This is a genomic window from Brachybacterium sp. NPDC056505 (genome assembly GCF_042794925.1).
GTDB classification, from domain to species: domain Bacteria; phylum Actinomycetota; class Actinomycetes; order Actinomycetales; family Dermabacteraceae; genus Brachybacterium; species Brachybacterium kimchii.
On sequence record NZ_JBHTSV010000001.1, the window covers coordinates 347844 to 362487 of the forward strand.

The 14644-nt window shown below is 71.8% G+C and carries 13 protein-coding genes; 9 read left to right on the forward strand and 4 right to left on the reverse strand.

The window, feature by feature from the left end; genetic code table 11:
- Positions 1–130: 130 nt before the first annotated feature.
- Entirely contained in the window at positions 131–652 is a 522-nt protein-coding gene (locus ACFQ53_RS01575) for a PadR family transcriptional regulator (RefSeq protein WP_377854346.1), read from the reverse strand.
- 255 nt (positions 653–907) lie between these two features.
- On the opposite strand from ACFQ53_RS01575, the gene ACFQ53_RS01580 reads away from it, so the two are divergent.
- Both ACFQ53_RS01580 and ACFQ53_RS01585 read left to right on the forward strand, forming a co-directional pair.
- Positions 908–1264: a hypothetical protein gene (locus ACFQ53_RS01580; protein ID WP_377854349.1), complete on the forward strand. Its 357-nt coding sequence runs from the start codon at positions 908–910 to the stop codon at positions 1262–1264.
- A gap of 445 nt (positions 1265–1709) precedes the next feature.
- Positions 1710–2651 (forward strand): hypothetical protein, encoded by a 942-nt coding sequence (locus ACFQ53_RS01585; RefSeq protein ID WP_377854352.1) that lies wholly within the window; start codon positions 1710–1712, stop codon positions 2649–2651.
- Between the two features lie 192 nt (positions 2652–2843).
- Here the strand turns inward: ACFQ53_RS01585 and ACFQ53_RS01590 are convergent, their stop codons facing one another.
- The 3 genes from ACFQ53_RS01590 to ACFQ53_RS01600 form a co-directional block, all read right to left on the reverse strand.
- Positions 2844–4157, reverse strand: a complete 1314-nt coding sequence (locus ACFQ53_RS01590; RefSeq protein WP_377854355.1) for an MFS transporter — start codon at positions 4155–4157, stop codon at positions 2844–2846.
- A 112-nt stretch (positions 4158–4269) separates the two neighbouring features.
- On the reverse strand, positions 4270–4731 hold the full coding sequence (locus ACFQ53_RS01595; protein WP_377854358.1) for a MarR family winged helix-turn-helix transcriptional regulator: 462 nt from the start codon (positions 4729–4731) through the stop codon (positions 4270–4272).
- Between the two features lie 96 nt (positions 4732–4827).
- Positions 4828–6387 (reverse strand): sulfatase, encoded by a 1560-nt coding sequence (locus ACFQ53_RS01600; RefSeq protein WP_377854361.1) that lies wholly within the window; start codon positions 6385–6387, stop codon positions 4828–4830.
- A 415-nt stretch (positions 6388–6802) separates the two neighbouring features.
- On the opposite strand from ACFQ53_RS01600, the gene ACFQ53_RS01605 reads away from it, so the two are divergent.
- The 7 genes from ACFQ53_RS01605 (at position 6803) to ACFQ53_RS01635 (ending at position 14641) form a co-directional block, all read left to right on the forward strand.
- Entirely contained in the window at positions 6803–8050 is a 1248-nt protein-coding gene (locus tag ACFQ53_RS01605) for an ABC transporter substrate-binding protein (protein WP_377854364.1), read from the forward strand.
- A complete protein-coding gene (locus ACFQ53_RS01610; protein ID WP_377854367.1) occupies positions 8047–8994 on the forward strand; it encodes a carbohydrate ABC transporter permease in 948 nt (315 codons plus the stop codon). The genes ACFQ53_RS01605 and ACFQ53_RS01610 overlap by 4 nt, the downstream gene beginning before the upstream one ends.
- The gene (locus ACFQ53_RS01615) at positions 8984–9844 is read left to right on the forward strand and encodes a carbohydrate ABC transporter permease (RefSeq protein ID WP_377854370.1); all 861 of its coding nucleotides are present in this window, start codon (positions 8984–8986) and stop codon (positions 9842–9844) included. The genes ACFQ53_RS01610 and ACFQ53_RS01615 overlap by 11 nt, the downstream gene beginning before the upstream one ends.
- A 59-nt stretch (positions 9845–9903) precedes the next feature.
- Complete coding sequence (locus tag ACFQ53_RS01620; RefSeq protein WP_377854373.1) at positions 9904–11262, forward strand: alpha-L-fucosidase; 1359 nt, start codon at positions 9904–9906, stop codon at positions 11260–11262.
- 139 nt (positions 11263–11401) lie between these two features.
- Positions 11402–12712: an enolase C-terminal domain-like protein gene (locus ACFQ53_RS01625; protein WP_377854376.1), complete on the forward strand. Its 1311-nt coding sequence runs from the start codon at positions 11402–11404 to the stop codon at positions 12710–12712.
- On the forward strand, positions 12709–13698 hold the full coding sequence (locus ACFQ53_RS01630) for an aldo/keto reductase (RefSeq protein WP_377854379.1): 990 nt from the start codon (positions 12709–12711) through the stop codon (positions 13696–13698). Before ACFQ53_RS01625 ends, ACFQ53_RS01630 begins: the two co-directional genes overlap by 4 nt.
- Entirely contained in the window at positions 13691–14641 is a 951-nt protein-coding gene (locus ACFQ53_RS01635) for an amidohydrolase family protein (protein WP_377854382.1), read from the forward strand. Before ACFQ53_RS01630 ends, ACFQ53_RS01635 begins: the two co-directional genes overlap by 8 nt.
- Positions 14642–14644: the final 3 nt, after the last annotated feature.

Sequence of the window (14644 nt, forward strand, 5' to 3'; positions counted from 1 at the left end):
CATCCTCCGTGGTCTGGGGGGCTGGTTTTTTTTTATAAGCGACCGGCCCCCCCCCCCGCCGGCATGCCGACGCCCCCCCCCCGGGGGGGGGGTGGCGGCCGCTTCCGTGAGCGCGGAGCGCGTCCGGACGTCAGGCGGTCTGCTCGCCGGACTGCTCCGACGGGGACGACGGGTCCGACCCGTCGTTCTCCGCCCCAGTGCCGTCCGCACCGCTCGCAGCGGCCGGGACGTCGCCCGCGAGGATCCGGTAGATCGCGCGCTTGGCCTCGGTGAGGACCTCGGCGACCTGGCTCATGTTCTGGGCCTCGCCCGAGCGGGTGGCCTCGCGGACGGCGCCCGTGAGGTCCCGCAGCGAGCTGCGAAGATCGAGAGCGCCCTGCGCGAAGGAGTCGTCCTCGCCCGCGAAGGGGTCGGACCAGGAGGCCTGGTTCTCCTCGACATGGGCCTTGCCGGAGTCGGTGAGGGTGGCGAGCTTGCGCCCGCCCTCCTTCGACATCTCGACGAAGCCCTCGTCCTCGAGCTGGGAGAGCGTCGGGTAGATCGCGCCCGGACTGACGGACCACGTCCCGCCCGTGCGCTCGTCGATGGTCTGCATGAGCTGGTAGCCGTGCATCGGCTCCTCGCTCAGCAGCAGCAGGACGGCGGTGCGCACGTCACCGCGGGGCCGACGTCCGCGTCCGCGGCCACGACCGCGGCCTCCGCGGGGGCCGAAGCCGCGACCCTGGCCGTCGGCGTCCTCGAAGCCGGGGCCCCCGGGACCGCGTCCGCCGAACCCGGGGGCACCCGGGCCACCGAAGCCGCGTCCGCCGGGACCGGCCGGTCCGCCGAAGCCGCGTCCGCCGCGTCCTCCGAGGCCGTGTCCGCCGAATCCGGGACCGCGGCCCTCGAACTCGGAGCCGTCGAAGCCGTGTCCGTCGAACTCGCGCCCGTCGGCGCCCGGATGGGCATGACCTCGACCGTGCTGGTCGAAGCCGTGGTGCTCAGCGTGTCCGGGACGCTCGGGACGCTCGGGACGCTCGGGACGCTCGGGATGCTCGGGGTTCTCCGGGTGTCCGGGGTGGCCCGGGTGAGCGCCCGGACCGCGGCCCGCCCGGGGACCGCCGCGCTGCTCGCGAGGGCCGAAGCCCATGTCGTCGGGGTACATGGCCCCTCCTTCCTCGGCGCGCCGGCGCTGGCCGCCGCGTCGCATGAGTGCCCGGCGCAGAGCGCGCGGGTCGAGTTCCTGATGCTGGTCGTGATGATCGTGATGGCGTCGCATGAGTGATCTCCTTATGGTCGTTCATGTCGTGACAGCATCACGATATATCGCTAACGCGAGCGAGCGCAAGAGTGAGCTGCGTGACGTGGGGCCGCCGGTCGCCGTCTCTCGGTGCGCCGTGCCCCGAGGGCGGCACAGAACGAATGGTGCGAAACGGCCGCCATCAGCGCTTATGGTGTCGGTTTTGCACCACTCGTCAGTCGGTCTTCCGGGGCTCGGGTGCCTTGGGTCTCTTCGGCGTCCTGGGTGCCCTGAGCGCTCCCGTGCTAGGTGCCAGCGCACCCAGCCGAACCCAGCGCACCCAGCGCACCCAGCGCAGCCAGCGCACCGGGGTGAGTCGGGTGGATCGCTTCACCTGCGGCATCCGGCGGCTGACGTTCCAGGCGCTGTGGAGGACCGGCGGTGTGGATAACTCCCGGTGCGTGGCGCGGGCATGGGCATTCTGATCGCCATGCCCTCGCGCCGGTCGACCTTGCCCCAGAGCCTCGCCACCGTGTTCACGATGGCCGAAGCGCGCGCCGCGGGCGTGAGCCCACGGCGTCTGGATGCCCCGGATGTCCGTCGGCTCTCTCGTGGTGTGTACGCGCGGGCGGGCGTCGCCGTCACCGTCGCCGAGCTCGCCCGGGCGCACTGTAGTGACGCCCCTGACATCGTCGTGTGCGGCGCCACCGCCGCCGAGCTGCTGAAGATGCCGCTCCCGTTCCGTCGCACGGTGCGCGAGACAGGACTTCTCGATATCGCCGCCCGGGCCCGGCGACGCGACGTGCCGTACGTGCGGTGGCATCGGCTCGGCGGGCTCACCGCAGCGGACGTGCTCGAGGCCCAGGGGGTTCGGATGACGTCTCGCGTGCGCACCTGGGAGGACCTCGCGGCAGTCCTCTCGGTCGACGAGCTGATCTCCGTCACCGACCATCTCATCCGCTGGCCCAGGTTCCGGTTCGAGGGGCGCCGGCGTCCCTATGCGACCCTCGATGAGCTCGACTCGTCCGTGGAGGGCGGTTCGAGACGACGGGGCAACGCGAGGCTGCGCGCAGCGCTCGAGCAGGCTCGCGTGGGGAGCGACTCACCTGCGGAGACCCTGCTGCGGCTGCACCTGGTCCGCGCCGGCCTCCCGGAGCCGCGCCTCAACGTCACGATCTCCGAGGGCGGGGTCGATCTGGGGCAGCCGGATCTGTCCTGGCCGGAGCACCGCGTCTGCGCAGAGCATGAGGGGCCGACGCATCTGAGCCGTGAACAGCAGGAACGGGACATCGCGCGGACCGAGGCGAGGGTCCATCACGGCTGGATCGAAGTGCGGACGGTCGCCGCAGACCTCCACGATCGGGGTGCCCGGGCGGTGAGACGGGTGTCAGCCGCGCTCCGGCGCCACGGATGGGACGGACGGAGACGCTGACGACGCACCCTCGCACCCCGCAGATCCAGTGCCCAACACCGGCCGAGGCCACCGCTCCCGCCACCCTCACCACCCATCTCGGGCCCCGAACCGTCATCGAGTGGTGCGAAACCGCCCCCAAGATCGATCTTGGGGGCGGTTTCGCACCACTCGATGGCCGTGGGAGGGAGGGGGAGATCCCTCAGCGCCGCATCACACTTCGTCGCCGGCGGTGATGGCCTCGGCCTCCTGCTCGCTGCTCAGGTGGTGCTGCTGGCCGACCTGCGAGAGGTGGCGTCGGCCGATGACGAGCATCAGCATGCTCAGCACCACGGTGACCGCGCCCAGGATGTACGGGGCCGCGGCGCCGACGGCCTCGGAGAGCGGACCGGCGACGGCCGGGGCGATCGCGCCGCCCAGGAAGCGCACGCCCGAGTAGGCGGAGCTGGCCACGCCGCGCGGCAGGTCCGTGGCCTCCATGACGGTCTCGGTCAGCGCCGTGTTCATGACGCCCAGCAGCAGGCCGCCCACGATGATCAGCACGATGATGCCGATCATGGATCCGTGCGCGAGGGCGAGGCCCAGCATCAGCACGGCCAGCAGGCCCTCGATGGTCAGCAGCGTGGGGATGAGGCCCAGCTTGCGGGTGAGGATCGGAGCGACGAACACCGAGGTGATCGCGAGGCACACGCCCCAGCCGAAGAACACGCCGCCGATCTGCATCGCGCCGAACTCCTTGCCCTGGGCCGCGGCGGCGGCCTCGAGCGGGAAGGGCGAGTAGGCGAGCATCACGAAGAACGTGAAGTTGTAGAAGATCGCGACGAGCGCGAGGGTGCGCAGGGCCGGGTTGCCCAGCGCTCGCAGGGAGGCGAGCGGGGAGACGTGGACCGGCTTCGCCTCCTTCTTCAGCAGGGCGGTGATGGCGATGAAGCCGATGGCCATGAGCACGGCGGTGCCGAAGAACGGGGCGCGCCAGGAGACGCTGCCCAGCAGGCCGCCTAGGAGCGGGCCGAGCGCCATGCCGATGCCCAGCGCGGTCTCGTACAGGATGATCGCGCCGCCCGACGGGCCTGCGGTGGCGCCCACGATCGCAGCGAGCGCGGTGGAGATGAACAGGGCGTTGCCCAGTCCCCAGCCGGCGCGCAGGCCGATGATCTCGCTGACCGAGCCGGACGCGCCGGCGAGCGCCGCGAAGACGACGACGAGCGCGAGGCCGATCAGCAGGGTGGTCCGCACGCCGACCTTCGAGCTGAACCAGCTCGTGAAGAACATGGCGATCGCGGTGATGAACAGGTAGCTGGTGAACAGCAGCATCGCCTGCGTGGGGGAGGCGTCCAGCTGGGAGCTGATCGCCGGGAGGATCGGGTCCACCAGGCCGATGCCCATGAAGGACACGGTCGCGGCGAAGGCGATCGCCCACACGGCCTTGGGCTGGTGGAAGGCGTCGCGCAGGGTCGGCGCGGCGTTCGACGCAGGAGCGGGCGCTGAGCCCGCGGTGTGCGGATTCGTGGCGGAAGGGGCTGTCATGCGATCGGTGACCTTCTCATGATCGGTGGGGCGGGACGTCGGAGGGCGGGTTCGGGGGAGCGGGTGCGGGCGAGGCCGCCGGGTCGGGTCGGGGCGCGGCGACGCCGACGGGTCAGGTCGCGGGAGGTGATGAGTCGGGCGCGGGAGGCGCGGAGTCGTGGGTCTCCACGATCCGCGCCAGGATCTCGGCGGCCTGTGCGAGGGTGCGGCGGTCGTCGTCCCCGAGCTCGTCGAGGATGGCGCCGACCCCGTGGTTCATGCGGCTGCGCCAGTCGGCGAGCTTCTCGCGGCCGGCAGGGGCGATATCGACGAGGACCGAGCGCGAATCGGCGGGATCGGGGGCCCGGAACACCAGGCCCTCCTCCTCGAGCCGCTTCGCCACGGTCGTCGCCGTGGGGCGGGTGACCCTCTCGCGCTCGGCGATCTCGCTGAGCCGCAGCGGTCCCCGCTGCTCGATCGTGCTCACGACCCGCCAGGAGACGGAGGAGACGCCGACATCCGCGCGGCGGGCGGCGAGCCGCACGAAGCGGCTGCAGGCGAGCGTCAGGTCCTGAGGGAAGTCATCGGTGGGCACGTCGCCCCAATGTAGTTAGGAATGCGAACTACTGCAACATGCTGTGGCACACGGGACGGTCGGCGGTGACCCGGGGTGGCTTTGCAGATGCCCCGCTCAGTCACCCGTCGGCCGGGCCTCCGCGTCCGTGTCGCGGGCCGAGGCGGCGCCGTGATTCCAGTCCGGATGCCAGCTGCCGGGCCCCGTGTAGGGGTGGTCGCCGACCTCGGCCTGCATCTGCGCGAGCTGCGCGGCGAGATCCTCCCGGACCGCGGCGTAGGCGGGATCGCCGGCCACGTTGCGGAGCTCCCCGGGATCGTTGCGCAGGTCGTAGAGCTCGTGCTCGCGCTCGAAGATGCGATCCGAGGCGCCGGGCGCTCCGAGGCCCGCCCCGTAGTAGTCGATGTACGCGAAGTCCTCGGTGCGGATCCCGTAGTGCGCCGGGGCGTGGTGCGCGGGGTCGTCGTGCTCCCAGTAGCGGTAGTAGACGGCGCGCGGCCAGTCCTCGATCTCCTCGCCGCGGAGCAGCGGACGGAAGCTGCGCCCCTGCTGGCCGGGCATCGCCTGCTCGGGATCGATCCCGGCGACGTCGAGCAGGGTGGCGGCCACGTCGACGTTGCGGAGCATGGAGGTCACGCGCGACCCCGCCGGGACCTCGGCGGGCCACCGCACGAGCATGGGCATCTGCAGCGACTCGTCGTACATCAGCCGCTTGTCGAACAGGCCGTGGTCGCCCAGGAAGAAGCCCTGGTCCGAGGTGTAGACGACCAGGGTGTCCTCGGCGATGCCGAGCTGATCGAGGTGGTCGAGCACGCGGCCCACGCTGTCGTCGACCGCCTGGACGGTCTGCAGGTAGTCGCGCAGGTAGCGCTGGTAGTTCCAGCGGGCGCGGTCCTCGCGCCGGTCCTCGGCGCGCAGCTCGGCGGGCATGTCCTCCTTGACGTCGGTGCGGGTGAGGTCGTCGGCGATCGACATGCGCGCGCCCTGCACCGCCTTCGAGCGGGTCGAGAGGTCCTCGAGGAGGGTCTCGGGCTCGGGGATGCTGCCCACGGGGTAGCGCTCGGCATGCCGGGGGTGCGGGATCCACGGCCGGTGCGGCGCCTTGTGGTGGAGCATCAGGCAGAAGGGGTCCGACGGGCGCTGTGCGCGCTCCTCGTCGATCCAGTCGAGGGCCATGTCCGTGAGCAGGTCGGTCACGTACCCCTCGTGCTGCTCCTCGCCGTCCGGCGTGAGGAACCGCGGGTCCCAGTACTCGCCCTGACCGGGGAGGATGCGCCAGGAGTCGAATCCGCGAGGCAGGGCCGACGGCGAATGGCCCAGGTGCCACTTCCCGAACAGCGCTGTCGCGTAGCCGGCGCTCTGCAGTGCCTCCGAGACCGTGGGCACGCGGTGGTCGAACTCGGTGTAGAGCGTCGCGGCGCCGTTGATGTGGCTGTAGGCGCCGGTGAGGATCGAGGCGCGCGACGGCGTGCAGATCGAGTTCGTGCAGTACATGGCGTCGAGCCGAGCGCCCTCCTCCGCGAGACGGTCCATGTGCGGGGTGGAGTTCACGCGGCTGCCGTAGGCGGAGATCGCGTGCGCCGCGTGGTCGTCGGACATCACGAAGACGATGTTGGGGCGGGCGGGGGATGACGGGACGCCGCGCGCTGCGGACGACGCATGGCCGGGGCTGGACATGGGGCTCCTCGTGGGTCGTCGATCGGCGACCGGACTGAGAGCAGCCGCCGTGCTGCCATACGGGCACGCTATCGCGATCCATGGCGCGGGGGAGCGGTCGATGCACGTCCGGACGCGCCATACATCCGAGGACCGCCCGACGGCCATCCGGATTCAGAGGAGCGCGGAGTCGAGGTGAGCCGCTGACATGCGAGCACGCGGAGGCGGAAACGCGGGCGGACGCGGCAATCCCTCGGACACCTCTTGACTCATCCCATGTTTTCCTCAAGAGTGGTCCTGCCGCGAAGACATCCGATGTCTTGAGGGGCGAGCCCCGACGGCACAGGACGCGACGGCTCGGGCCTCTGCGGCTCGGGCGTCCGCGGCGCTCGAGAAGGACGACGACGACCTTCGGGACCAGGGGTGGGACATGCCGATGACGAAGAGGGCCGCACCGCTCTCGCGCCGCGCGCTGCTCGCAGGCGCGGGAATGGGACTGCTCGGTGCCTCCGGTGCGCTGACGGCCTGCGGCGGTCCCACTGGCGACCCCAGCACGCGGCTCTTCACCTGGATCTCGAGCGCGAGCGACCGCGAGCAGTGGCAGGCGTTCATCGACGCCGCGCAGCAGGAGGACCCCGGATTCGCCCTCACCCTCGAGGGCCCCAGCTTCGAGGACTTCTGGACCAAGGCGAAGACCCGGATGACGGCGAAGGACGCCCCTGCGCTGCTGACCACGCAGGCGGCCAGGACGCAGGAGATCGGCCCCCTGCTCGCTCCGCTCGAGGATCTCGCGCAGGACGCGGGCGTCGACCTGGGAGCTTTCAACGAAGCGATGATGACCGCCATGACGGTCGACGGCACCATTCGCGCCGTCCCGTACGACGCCGAGCCCATGGTCCTCTACTTCAACCGCTCCCTGTTCGAGGACGCCGGCCTCGGGGTGCCCGGCCTCGGCTATACCACGGACCACTTCCTCGAGGATGCGAAGGCGCTGACCTCGGGGGACGTCCACGGCCTCGCGATCTCCGCGGGCCTCGTGCACCTGGGCATGGCGATCGGCTTCGCCGACGGCGGAGCCCCCGTCGCCGACGGGGACCTCACTCTCACCGATCCCGCGATCGTCGAGGGCGTGCAGTTCGGGTTCGACCTCGTCACCGAGCACGGCGTCGCGACGGCCCCGTCGGCCGTGGACTCCGAGCCGGCCGCCCAGCAGGACCTCATGAGCGGCGCCGCCGCCATGTACGTCGACGGGACGTGGATGTACCAGGTGTATGCCGACGCCCTCGGCGATGACCTCGGCGTCGGCGTGATCCCCTCGCGCAGCGGCGATGCCCGCGGGCTGATCCAGGGCTCAGGCTTCGGGATCGCGGCCGAGGCGGAGGACCCCACCGCGGCGTTCCGGACGCTCGCGGCCATCACGACACCGGACGTCATCGGCAGCGTGGCCCATGCGCGGGGCACGTTCCCCTCGCTCGCGCAGGAGCGGGACCGCTGGGCGGAGGGGAAGCCCGAGGACAGCGTCCGCGCCGTGACCGCCCTCGCGGACTCCGGGCAGCCGCTGGTGACGACGTCGAACTGGAACGAGATCGTCTCGGTCTTCGCCCAGTACGCGACCGACGGCTTCCGAGGGCGCCGGACCGCGCAGCAGATCCTCGGCGAGATCCAGGAGGCGACCGCACGATGACCGCAGCCCTCGACCAGGCGCCCGCGTCGGTCCCCGCCGAGCCGGCGCGCCGCCCGCAGCGCGCGGGCCGGGGCCGCCCGGCGCGCTGGCCCGCCATCCTCTACCTCGGCCCCGGCATGCTCGGGTTCGCCGTCTTCATCGTGGTGCCCCTTGCGGCCTCGCTGGTCATCAGCGCGTTCGACTGGCCGCTGCTGGGGTCGCCGAAGTTCGTCGGCCTCGAGAACTACCGGTACATGCTCGCCGGGGACCCCGCGTTCTGGCGCAGCCTGCTGAACACCCTGATCTTCGCGGTGCTCTACACGGCGGTGAATCTCGCCGTGGCCCTCGGTCTGAGCTACTGGCTGATGAACCTCGGCGGTCGCTGGGCGGCGTTCTTCCGGGTGCTCTTCTTCATCCCCGTGGTCACCCCGATGATCGGCAACGCCCTGGTCTTCCGGCTGCTCCTCGACGACGAGGGCGTGGTCAACGGGTTCCTCGCGCACCTGGGCATCAGCGGGCCGCAATGGCTGAACACCCCGGGCTGGGCGATGGTCTCGCTCGTCATGATGTCGCTGTGGCAGGGGATGGGATACAACATCATCGTCCTCGGCGCGGGCATCGCCGGCATCAACCCCAGCGTCGTCGAGGCCTCCCGGATCGACGGTGCGGGTCCGGTGAACCGCTTCTTCCGGGTCGTGTTCCCGATGCTCTCGCCCACCATCTTCTTCTGCACGATCATGACGGTGATCGGTGCATTCAAGGTCTTCACGCAGCCGTATGCGCTGACCGAGGGCGGGCCGGGCAACGCGACCAGCACGCTCGTCCTCCACCTCTACCGCAACGGCTTCTCCTTCGACCGTCTCGGGTACGCCTCGGCACTGGCCTGGGCCCTCTTCGTGATCGTCATGCTCATCACCGCCGTCCAGTTCAGCCAGCAGAAGAGGTGGGTCTCCTATGACAGCTGAGAGCATCGCGCCGCGTCCGCGCCGGTCCGGCACGCGAGCCGGGCAGACCCTCTCCCGCGTCTTGATCTGCATCGTGGGCCTGGTCTTCGTCTTCCCGTTCATCTGGATGATCGCGACCTCCCTCAAACCCACCGACGAGGTCTTCGCGAGCGGCACCAGCTTCCTGGGATCCAGGGTCGAGTGGTCGAACTACGTGACCGCGTGGACGGCCATCCCCTTCGCCCGGATCCTCGTCAACAGCTTCCTCATCGCGCTCGTGGGAGCCGGCATCACGGTGACGGTCTCCGTGCTCAGCGCCTACGCGTTCACGCGGTTCGAGTTCCGGGGCCGCGCGGTCCTGTTCGGCGCGTTCCTCGCGACGATGGTGCTGCCCCAGGAGGTGCTGATCATCCCGCTGTACCTGATGATGCAGAGGCTCGGCCTGGTCAACTCGTACCCCGCGCTGATCCTTCCCTTCGCCTTCGGGGCGTTCGGCACCTTCCTGATCCGCCAGTTCCTGCTCGGCCTCCCCGCCGACTACGAGGAGGCCGCGAAGATCGACGGGGCGGGCCGGCTGCGCACCCTGGTCAGCATCATCGTCCCGCTGCTGCGGGCACCGATCGCGGTGGTCTTCGTCTTCGCGTTCATCGAGTACTGGGCGAGCTTCCTGTGGCCGCTGATCATCGTGAACGACACCTGGATGGCGACGGTCCCCATCGGTCTCCAGATGTTCTCCGGAGAGAGGGGAACGGACTGGGGCCCGCTGATGGCGGCCGTGACCCTTGTGGTCCTGCCGAGCCTGCTGATCGTCGTCCTGCTCCAGAAGCAGCTGCAGCAGGGGGTGAGCATGGGCGGCTTCGGAGGCCGCTGACGTCCCGCCGATCTTCCAGACCGCCCCCGCACCCCCGCTCCAGAGGAGACGATGAACCCATGGCCGCCGATCCCGACACCGGCACGGACACCACCGCCGAGACGACCGCTCCCGATGCGACCCGCGCCGCTGTGACCGACGATTCCCAGCGCTGGGCCTCCCTGCCCACCCGCCACCCCGACTGGTTCCGCGACGCCCCGCTGGGCATCTTCATCCACTGGGGCGCCTACGCCGTCCCGGCCTGGGCGGAGCCCATCGGGGAGCTCGGCACCTTCGACAACGACCACGAGTGGTTCTCCCACAACCCCTACGCCGAGTGGTACTTCAACACGATCCGGCTCGACGCCTCACCCGCCCAGCGGCATCAGCAGGAGGTCTTCGGCGGCGCCCCCTACGACGACTTCCTCGACGCCTGGGACGCGAGCGACTTCGACGCGATCTCCTGGGTCGACCTGTTCCGCCGCGCCGGCGCCGACTACGTCGTGCCGACCACCAAGCACCACGACGGCATCACCCTCTGGGACGCTCCCGACACGGGGGACCGCAACACGGTGGCCCGCGGACCGCACCGCGACATCGTCGGCGAGCTCGCCGCGGCGACGACGAGCGCCGGGCTGCGCTTCGGCGTCTACTACTCCGGGGGCCTCGACTGGCACGTGCGGCCGACGGACCCGATCGGTCTCGAGGGGGCGGCCGAGCGCATGCCACGCCCGCTCGACGACGAGTACGGCCGGTACTGCTCCGCCCACGTGCGAGACCTCATCGACCGCTACGCGCCCGACGTCTTCTGGAACGACATCGGCTGGCCCGACGAGAACCACCACTTCGGGCCCGGCGGCCTCGGGGCGCTGCTCGAGCACTTCTACGCGCAGCGCCCGGAGGGCCTGATCAACGACCGCTTCTCCGATGCCCACCACGACTTCGTGACCACCGAGTACCAGGCCGGGGAGATCCCCGAGGGCGAGGCCTGGGAGAACTGCCGCGGCATCGGCCTGTCCTTCGGGTACAACCAGGTCGAGGGCCCCGAGCAGTACCTCAGCATCGCGCAGGCGATCCGCCACGTCGTCGACGCCGTCTCCCAGGGCGGGCGCGTGCTGCTGAACGTCGGCCCGAAGGCCGACGGCACCCTGCCCGCACCCCAGGTCGCCGTCCTCGAGGGCCTCGGGGAGTTCATGGCCGAGCACAAGGCGCACCTCGCGGGCTCCACCGGCCTCGGCGCGCTCGAGATCCCCGGCGTGACCTGGGCACGAGCCGTGGAGAAGGACGGCACCGTGCACGTCTTCCTCAGCGGGCCGGCGGGAGAGGCCGACGTCCCCATCGGCGCGCTGCCCGACGCGGCCTGGCCCGAGGGCGGCGTGCGCGTGCGCCTCGAGGGCGAGGACGCGCCGCCCGTCTCGGTCAGCGCACCCGCCGCCTGACACGGGCCGGGCGGCCGTCGACCCCGGGGCTCGTCGGCCGCCCGGCCCATCGGCCGCCCGGCCCATCGGCCGCTCGGCCCCGCGGCCGCCCGCCCCACGCACCCACCCCACGAATCGACCGAACCGAGGACAACCACCGGTGAGCACCTTCCTCTCCTTCGACGTCCGCGACGTCCGCTTCCCCACCAGCCGCGACCTCGACGGCTCGGACGCGATGAACCCCGACCCCGACTACTCGGCCGCGTACCTCACGATCCGCACCGACACCGAGGACCCTGCCGATGCCGGGACGAGCCTCGTGTTCACCATCGGCCGCGGCAACGACGTGCAGAGCGCGGCGATCCGCGCACTCGAGCCGCACGTGATCGGGCGGGACGTCGAGGAGGTGCTCGCCGACCTCGGCGGGATGCAGAAGGAGCTCGACGGCGACTCGCAGCTGAGGTGGCTCGGGCCGGAGACGGGCGTGATGGCGATGGCGATCGGCGCCGTGGTCAACGCGCTGTGGGACCTGCGCGCGCGTCGCGAGGGGCGACCGCTCTGGCTGACCCTCGCGATGCTCACGCCCGAGGAGATCCTCGACCTCGTCGACTTCCGCTATCTCACCGACGCCCTCACCCGCGAGGAGGCCCGGGAGATCCTGCAGCGCGGGGCCGAGGGCCGCGAGGAGCGGATCGCCGCGGTGCGCGCGCTCGGCGTCCCCGCCTACACGACGACCCCGGGCTGGCTCGGGTACAGCGACGAGAAGCTGCGCCGCCTGCTGCGCGAGGCGCGGGACGAGGGCTTCGAGATGGTGAAGCTCAAGGTCGGGGCCGACGTCCAGGACGACGTGCGCCGCTTCGCCCTCGCCCGCGCCGAGATGGGGGAGGGCTTCCCGATCGCCGCGGACGCGAACCAGCGCTGGGATGTCGCCGAGGCGATCGAGTGGCTGGGCCGCCTCGCCCCCTACGACCCCTACTGGATCGAGGAGCCGACGTTCCCCGGGGACGTCCTCGCCCACGCCGCGATCCGCCGGGGCGTGGCCCCGCTCAAGGTCGCGACCGGCGAGCAGGGCGCGAACCGGATCGTGTTCAAGCAGCTGCTGCAGGCCGGCGCGATCGACGTCCTCCAGCTCGACGCGACCCGTGTCGCAGGGGTCGGCGAGAACGTCGCGAACCTGCTGCTCGCCGCGAAGTTCGGCGTGCCCGTCTGCCCCCATGCGGGCGGCGTGGGCCTGTGCGAGATGGTGCAGCACCTCGCGTTCTTCGACGCCGTGGCGATCGGGGGCGAGGATCCCCGGCGCCGCATCGAGTTCGTCGACCACCTGCACGAGCACTTCGAGGTGCCCGTGCGCGTCGAGCGCGGCGCCTACCGGGCCCCCGAGGAGCCCGGCGGCGGAGCGCGCATGCTCGAGGCATCCGTCCGGGAGCACGAGTTCCCCGGCGGCATCGTGTGGTCGGGAGAGCCCGCATGAGCGCGGCCGGCCTGCGCCTCCCGCTGCCGCGCCTCGGATTCGGCGCCGCCCAGCTCGGCAACCTCTACCGGGTCACCACCGACGAGGAGGCCGACGGCGCGGTCGCCGCCGCCTGGGAGCAGGGGATCCGGTGCTTCGACACCGCCCCGCACTACGGGATCGGCACCAGCGAGCGCCGCCTCGGCGAGAGGCTCCGCGGCCTCCCGCGCGAGGAGTACCTGGTCTCCACGAAGGTGGGTCGCCTGCTCGACCCCGGCCCCGGCACGGGCGACGACCACGCGAACGCCTTCTGGGTCCTCGACGACCACGTGCGCCGCTGGGACTTCTCCGAAGCCGGAGTGCGCGCCTCCCACCAGGCATCCCTCGAGCGCCTGGGCCTGAACCGCGTGGACATCCTGTACGCGCACGACCCCGAGGAGGGGCCGACGGAGCAGGCCTTCGCCGAGGGCCTGCCCGCGCTGGCCCGCATGCGCGAGGAGGGCCTCGTGGACGCGGTCGGCGTCGGCTCGAAGGACGCCGCCGTGTGCACGCGGGCCGTACGCACCGGCCTCGTCGACCTCGTCATGCTCTCGGGCCGGTACACGCTCCTCGAGCAGGACGCCTCCCGCGAGCTGCTCGACGCATGCCTGGAGCACGACGTGCAGGTGGTCGCTGTGAGCGTCTTCAACTCCGGCCTGCTCTCCCGGCCCGTCGTCCCCGACGACGCCACCTACGAGTACGCCGCCGCGCCGGCCGAGATCCTCGCGCACGCCCGCGCCCTCGCCGCGCTCGCCGAGGACCACGGCGTCACCCTGCCCGATCTCGCCGTCCAGTACCCGCTGCGCCACCCGGCGATCGCCTCGGTGGTGCTGGGCATGCGGACCGCGGGGCAGGTGGTCTCGAACGTCGAGCGGATGGGGCAGCACGTGCCGGAGACGGCGTGGGAGGCGGTCGCCGCGCTCGAGGCCGAGTGGGCGGAGCGGACTGCCGGGGCGCGCGATGCGTGATCCCGCCGGCCCCGCGGTCACCGATGCCCACCTGCACCTCTGGGACCTGCAGCGGAGCCCCTACGCGTGGCTCGCTGGGGCGCCCGAGGCGCTGCGGCGCACGGGCGAGTGGTCGATGGTGCACGACGGGCTGGCCGCGCTCGGCGTCACCCGCGTGATCCTGGTCCAGGCCGATGACACTCCCGAGGACACCGCCCACCTGCAGCGCACCGCCCGAGCGATCGAGGCGGAGAGCACGGATATCACGGCGCGGAGTCCGGCCATCACGGCCGACGTCGTCGGCTGGCTGCCGCTCGAGGACCCCGCCGCGGTCGCGGACGCGCTCGCCGACCCCGCCGTCACCGACCACCTGGTCGGCGTCCGGCACCTCGTCCACGACGAGCCGGATCCGGGATTCCTCGAGCACCGGGCCGTCGGCCGCTCGCTCGAGCTCCTGGCCGACGCCGGCCTCCCGCTCGACGTGCCCGATGCCTTCCCCCGCCACATGGAGCAGGCGGCCCGCCTCGCCGAGGCGCACCCCGAGCTCACCCTGGTGCTCGACCACCTCGGCAAGCCGCCGCTCGGCGACAGCGCGCAGATGGGGGTCTGGAGGGCGGCGCTCGAGCGGATCGCCGCCGCGCCGCGCACCGTCGCGAAGCTGTCCGGCCTCGCGACCAGCGGTAACGGTGCGTTCGCCCCGGTCGTCGCCGCGGCGCTCGATCTGTTCGGGCCCGCGCGGCTGATGGTCGGCTCCGACTGGCCGATCGCCCCGTCGTCTTTCACCCTCGACGGCTTCTCCCCGCTGCTCGCCCACGTGCGCGAGCGGCTCGCAAGCGACGACGAGGCGCTTCGTGAGATGCTGCAGGGGACCGCGGAGCGGGTCTACACGCGGGCCGGGGCGACCGGAGAGGCCGGGGCGACCGGAGAGGCCGGGGCGACCGGAGAGGCCGGGGCGACCGGGTAGGCG

Excerpts from the sequence above, each read along its gene's own strand:
- ACFQ53_RS01600 (WP_377854361.1), bottom strand. The coding sequence starts at position 6,387 with ATGTCCAGCCCCGGCCATGCGTCGTCCGCAGCGCGCGGCGTCCCGTCA.
- ACFQ53_RS01590 (WP_377854355.1), bottom strand. The coding sequence starts at position 4,157 with ATGACAGCCCCTTCCGCCACGAATCCGCACACCGCGGGCTCAGCGCCC.
- ACFQ53_RS01635 (WP_377854382.1), top strand. The coding sequence starts at position 13,691 with ATGCGTGATCCCGCCGGCCCCGCGGTCACCGATGCCCACCTGCACCTC.
- ACFQ53_RS01620 (WP_377854373.1), top strand. The coding sequence starts at position 9,904 with ATGGCCGCCGATCCCGACACCGGCACGGACACCACCGCCGAGACGACC.
- ACFQ53_RS01585 (WP_377854352.1), top strand. The coding sequence starts at position 1,710 with ATGCCCTCGCGCCGGTCGACCTTGCCCCAGAGCCTCGCCACCGTGTTC.
- ACFQ53_RS01615 (WP_377854370.1), top strand. The coding sequence starts at position 8,984 with ATGACAGCTGAGAGCATCGCGCCGCGTCCGCGCCGGTCCGGCACGCGA.
- ACFQ53_RS01630 (WP_377854379.1), top strand. The coding sequence starts at position 12,709 with ATGAGCGCGGCCGGCCTGCGCCTCCCGCTGCCGCGCCTCGGATTCGGC.
- ACFQ53_RS01610 (WP_377854367.1), top strand. The coding sequence starts at position 8,047 with ATGACCGCAGCCCTCGACCAGGCGCCCGCGTCGGTCCCCGCCGAGCCG.
- ACFQ53_RS01605 (WP_377854364.1), top strand. The coding sequence starts at position 6,803 with ATGACGAAGAGGGCCGCACCGCTCTCGCGCCGCGCGCTGCTCGCAGGC.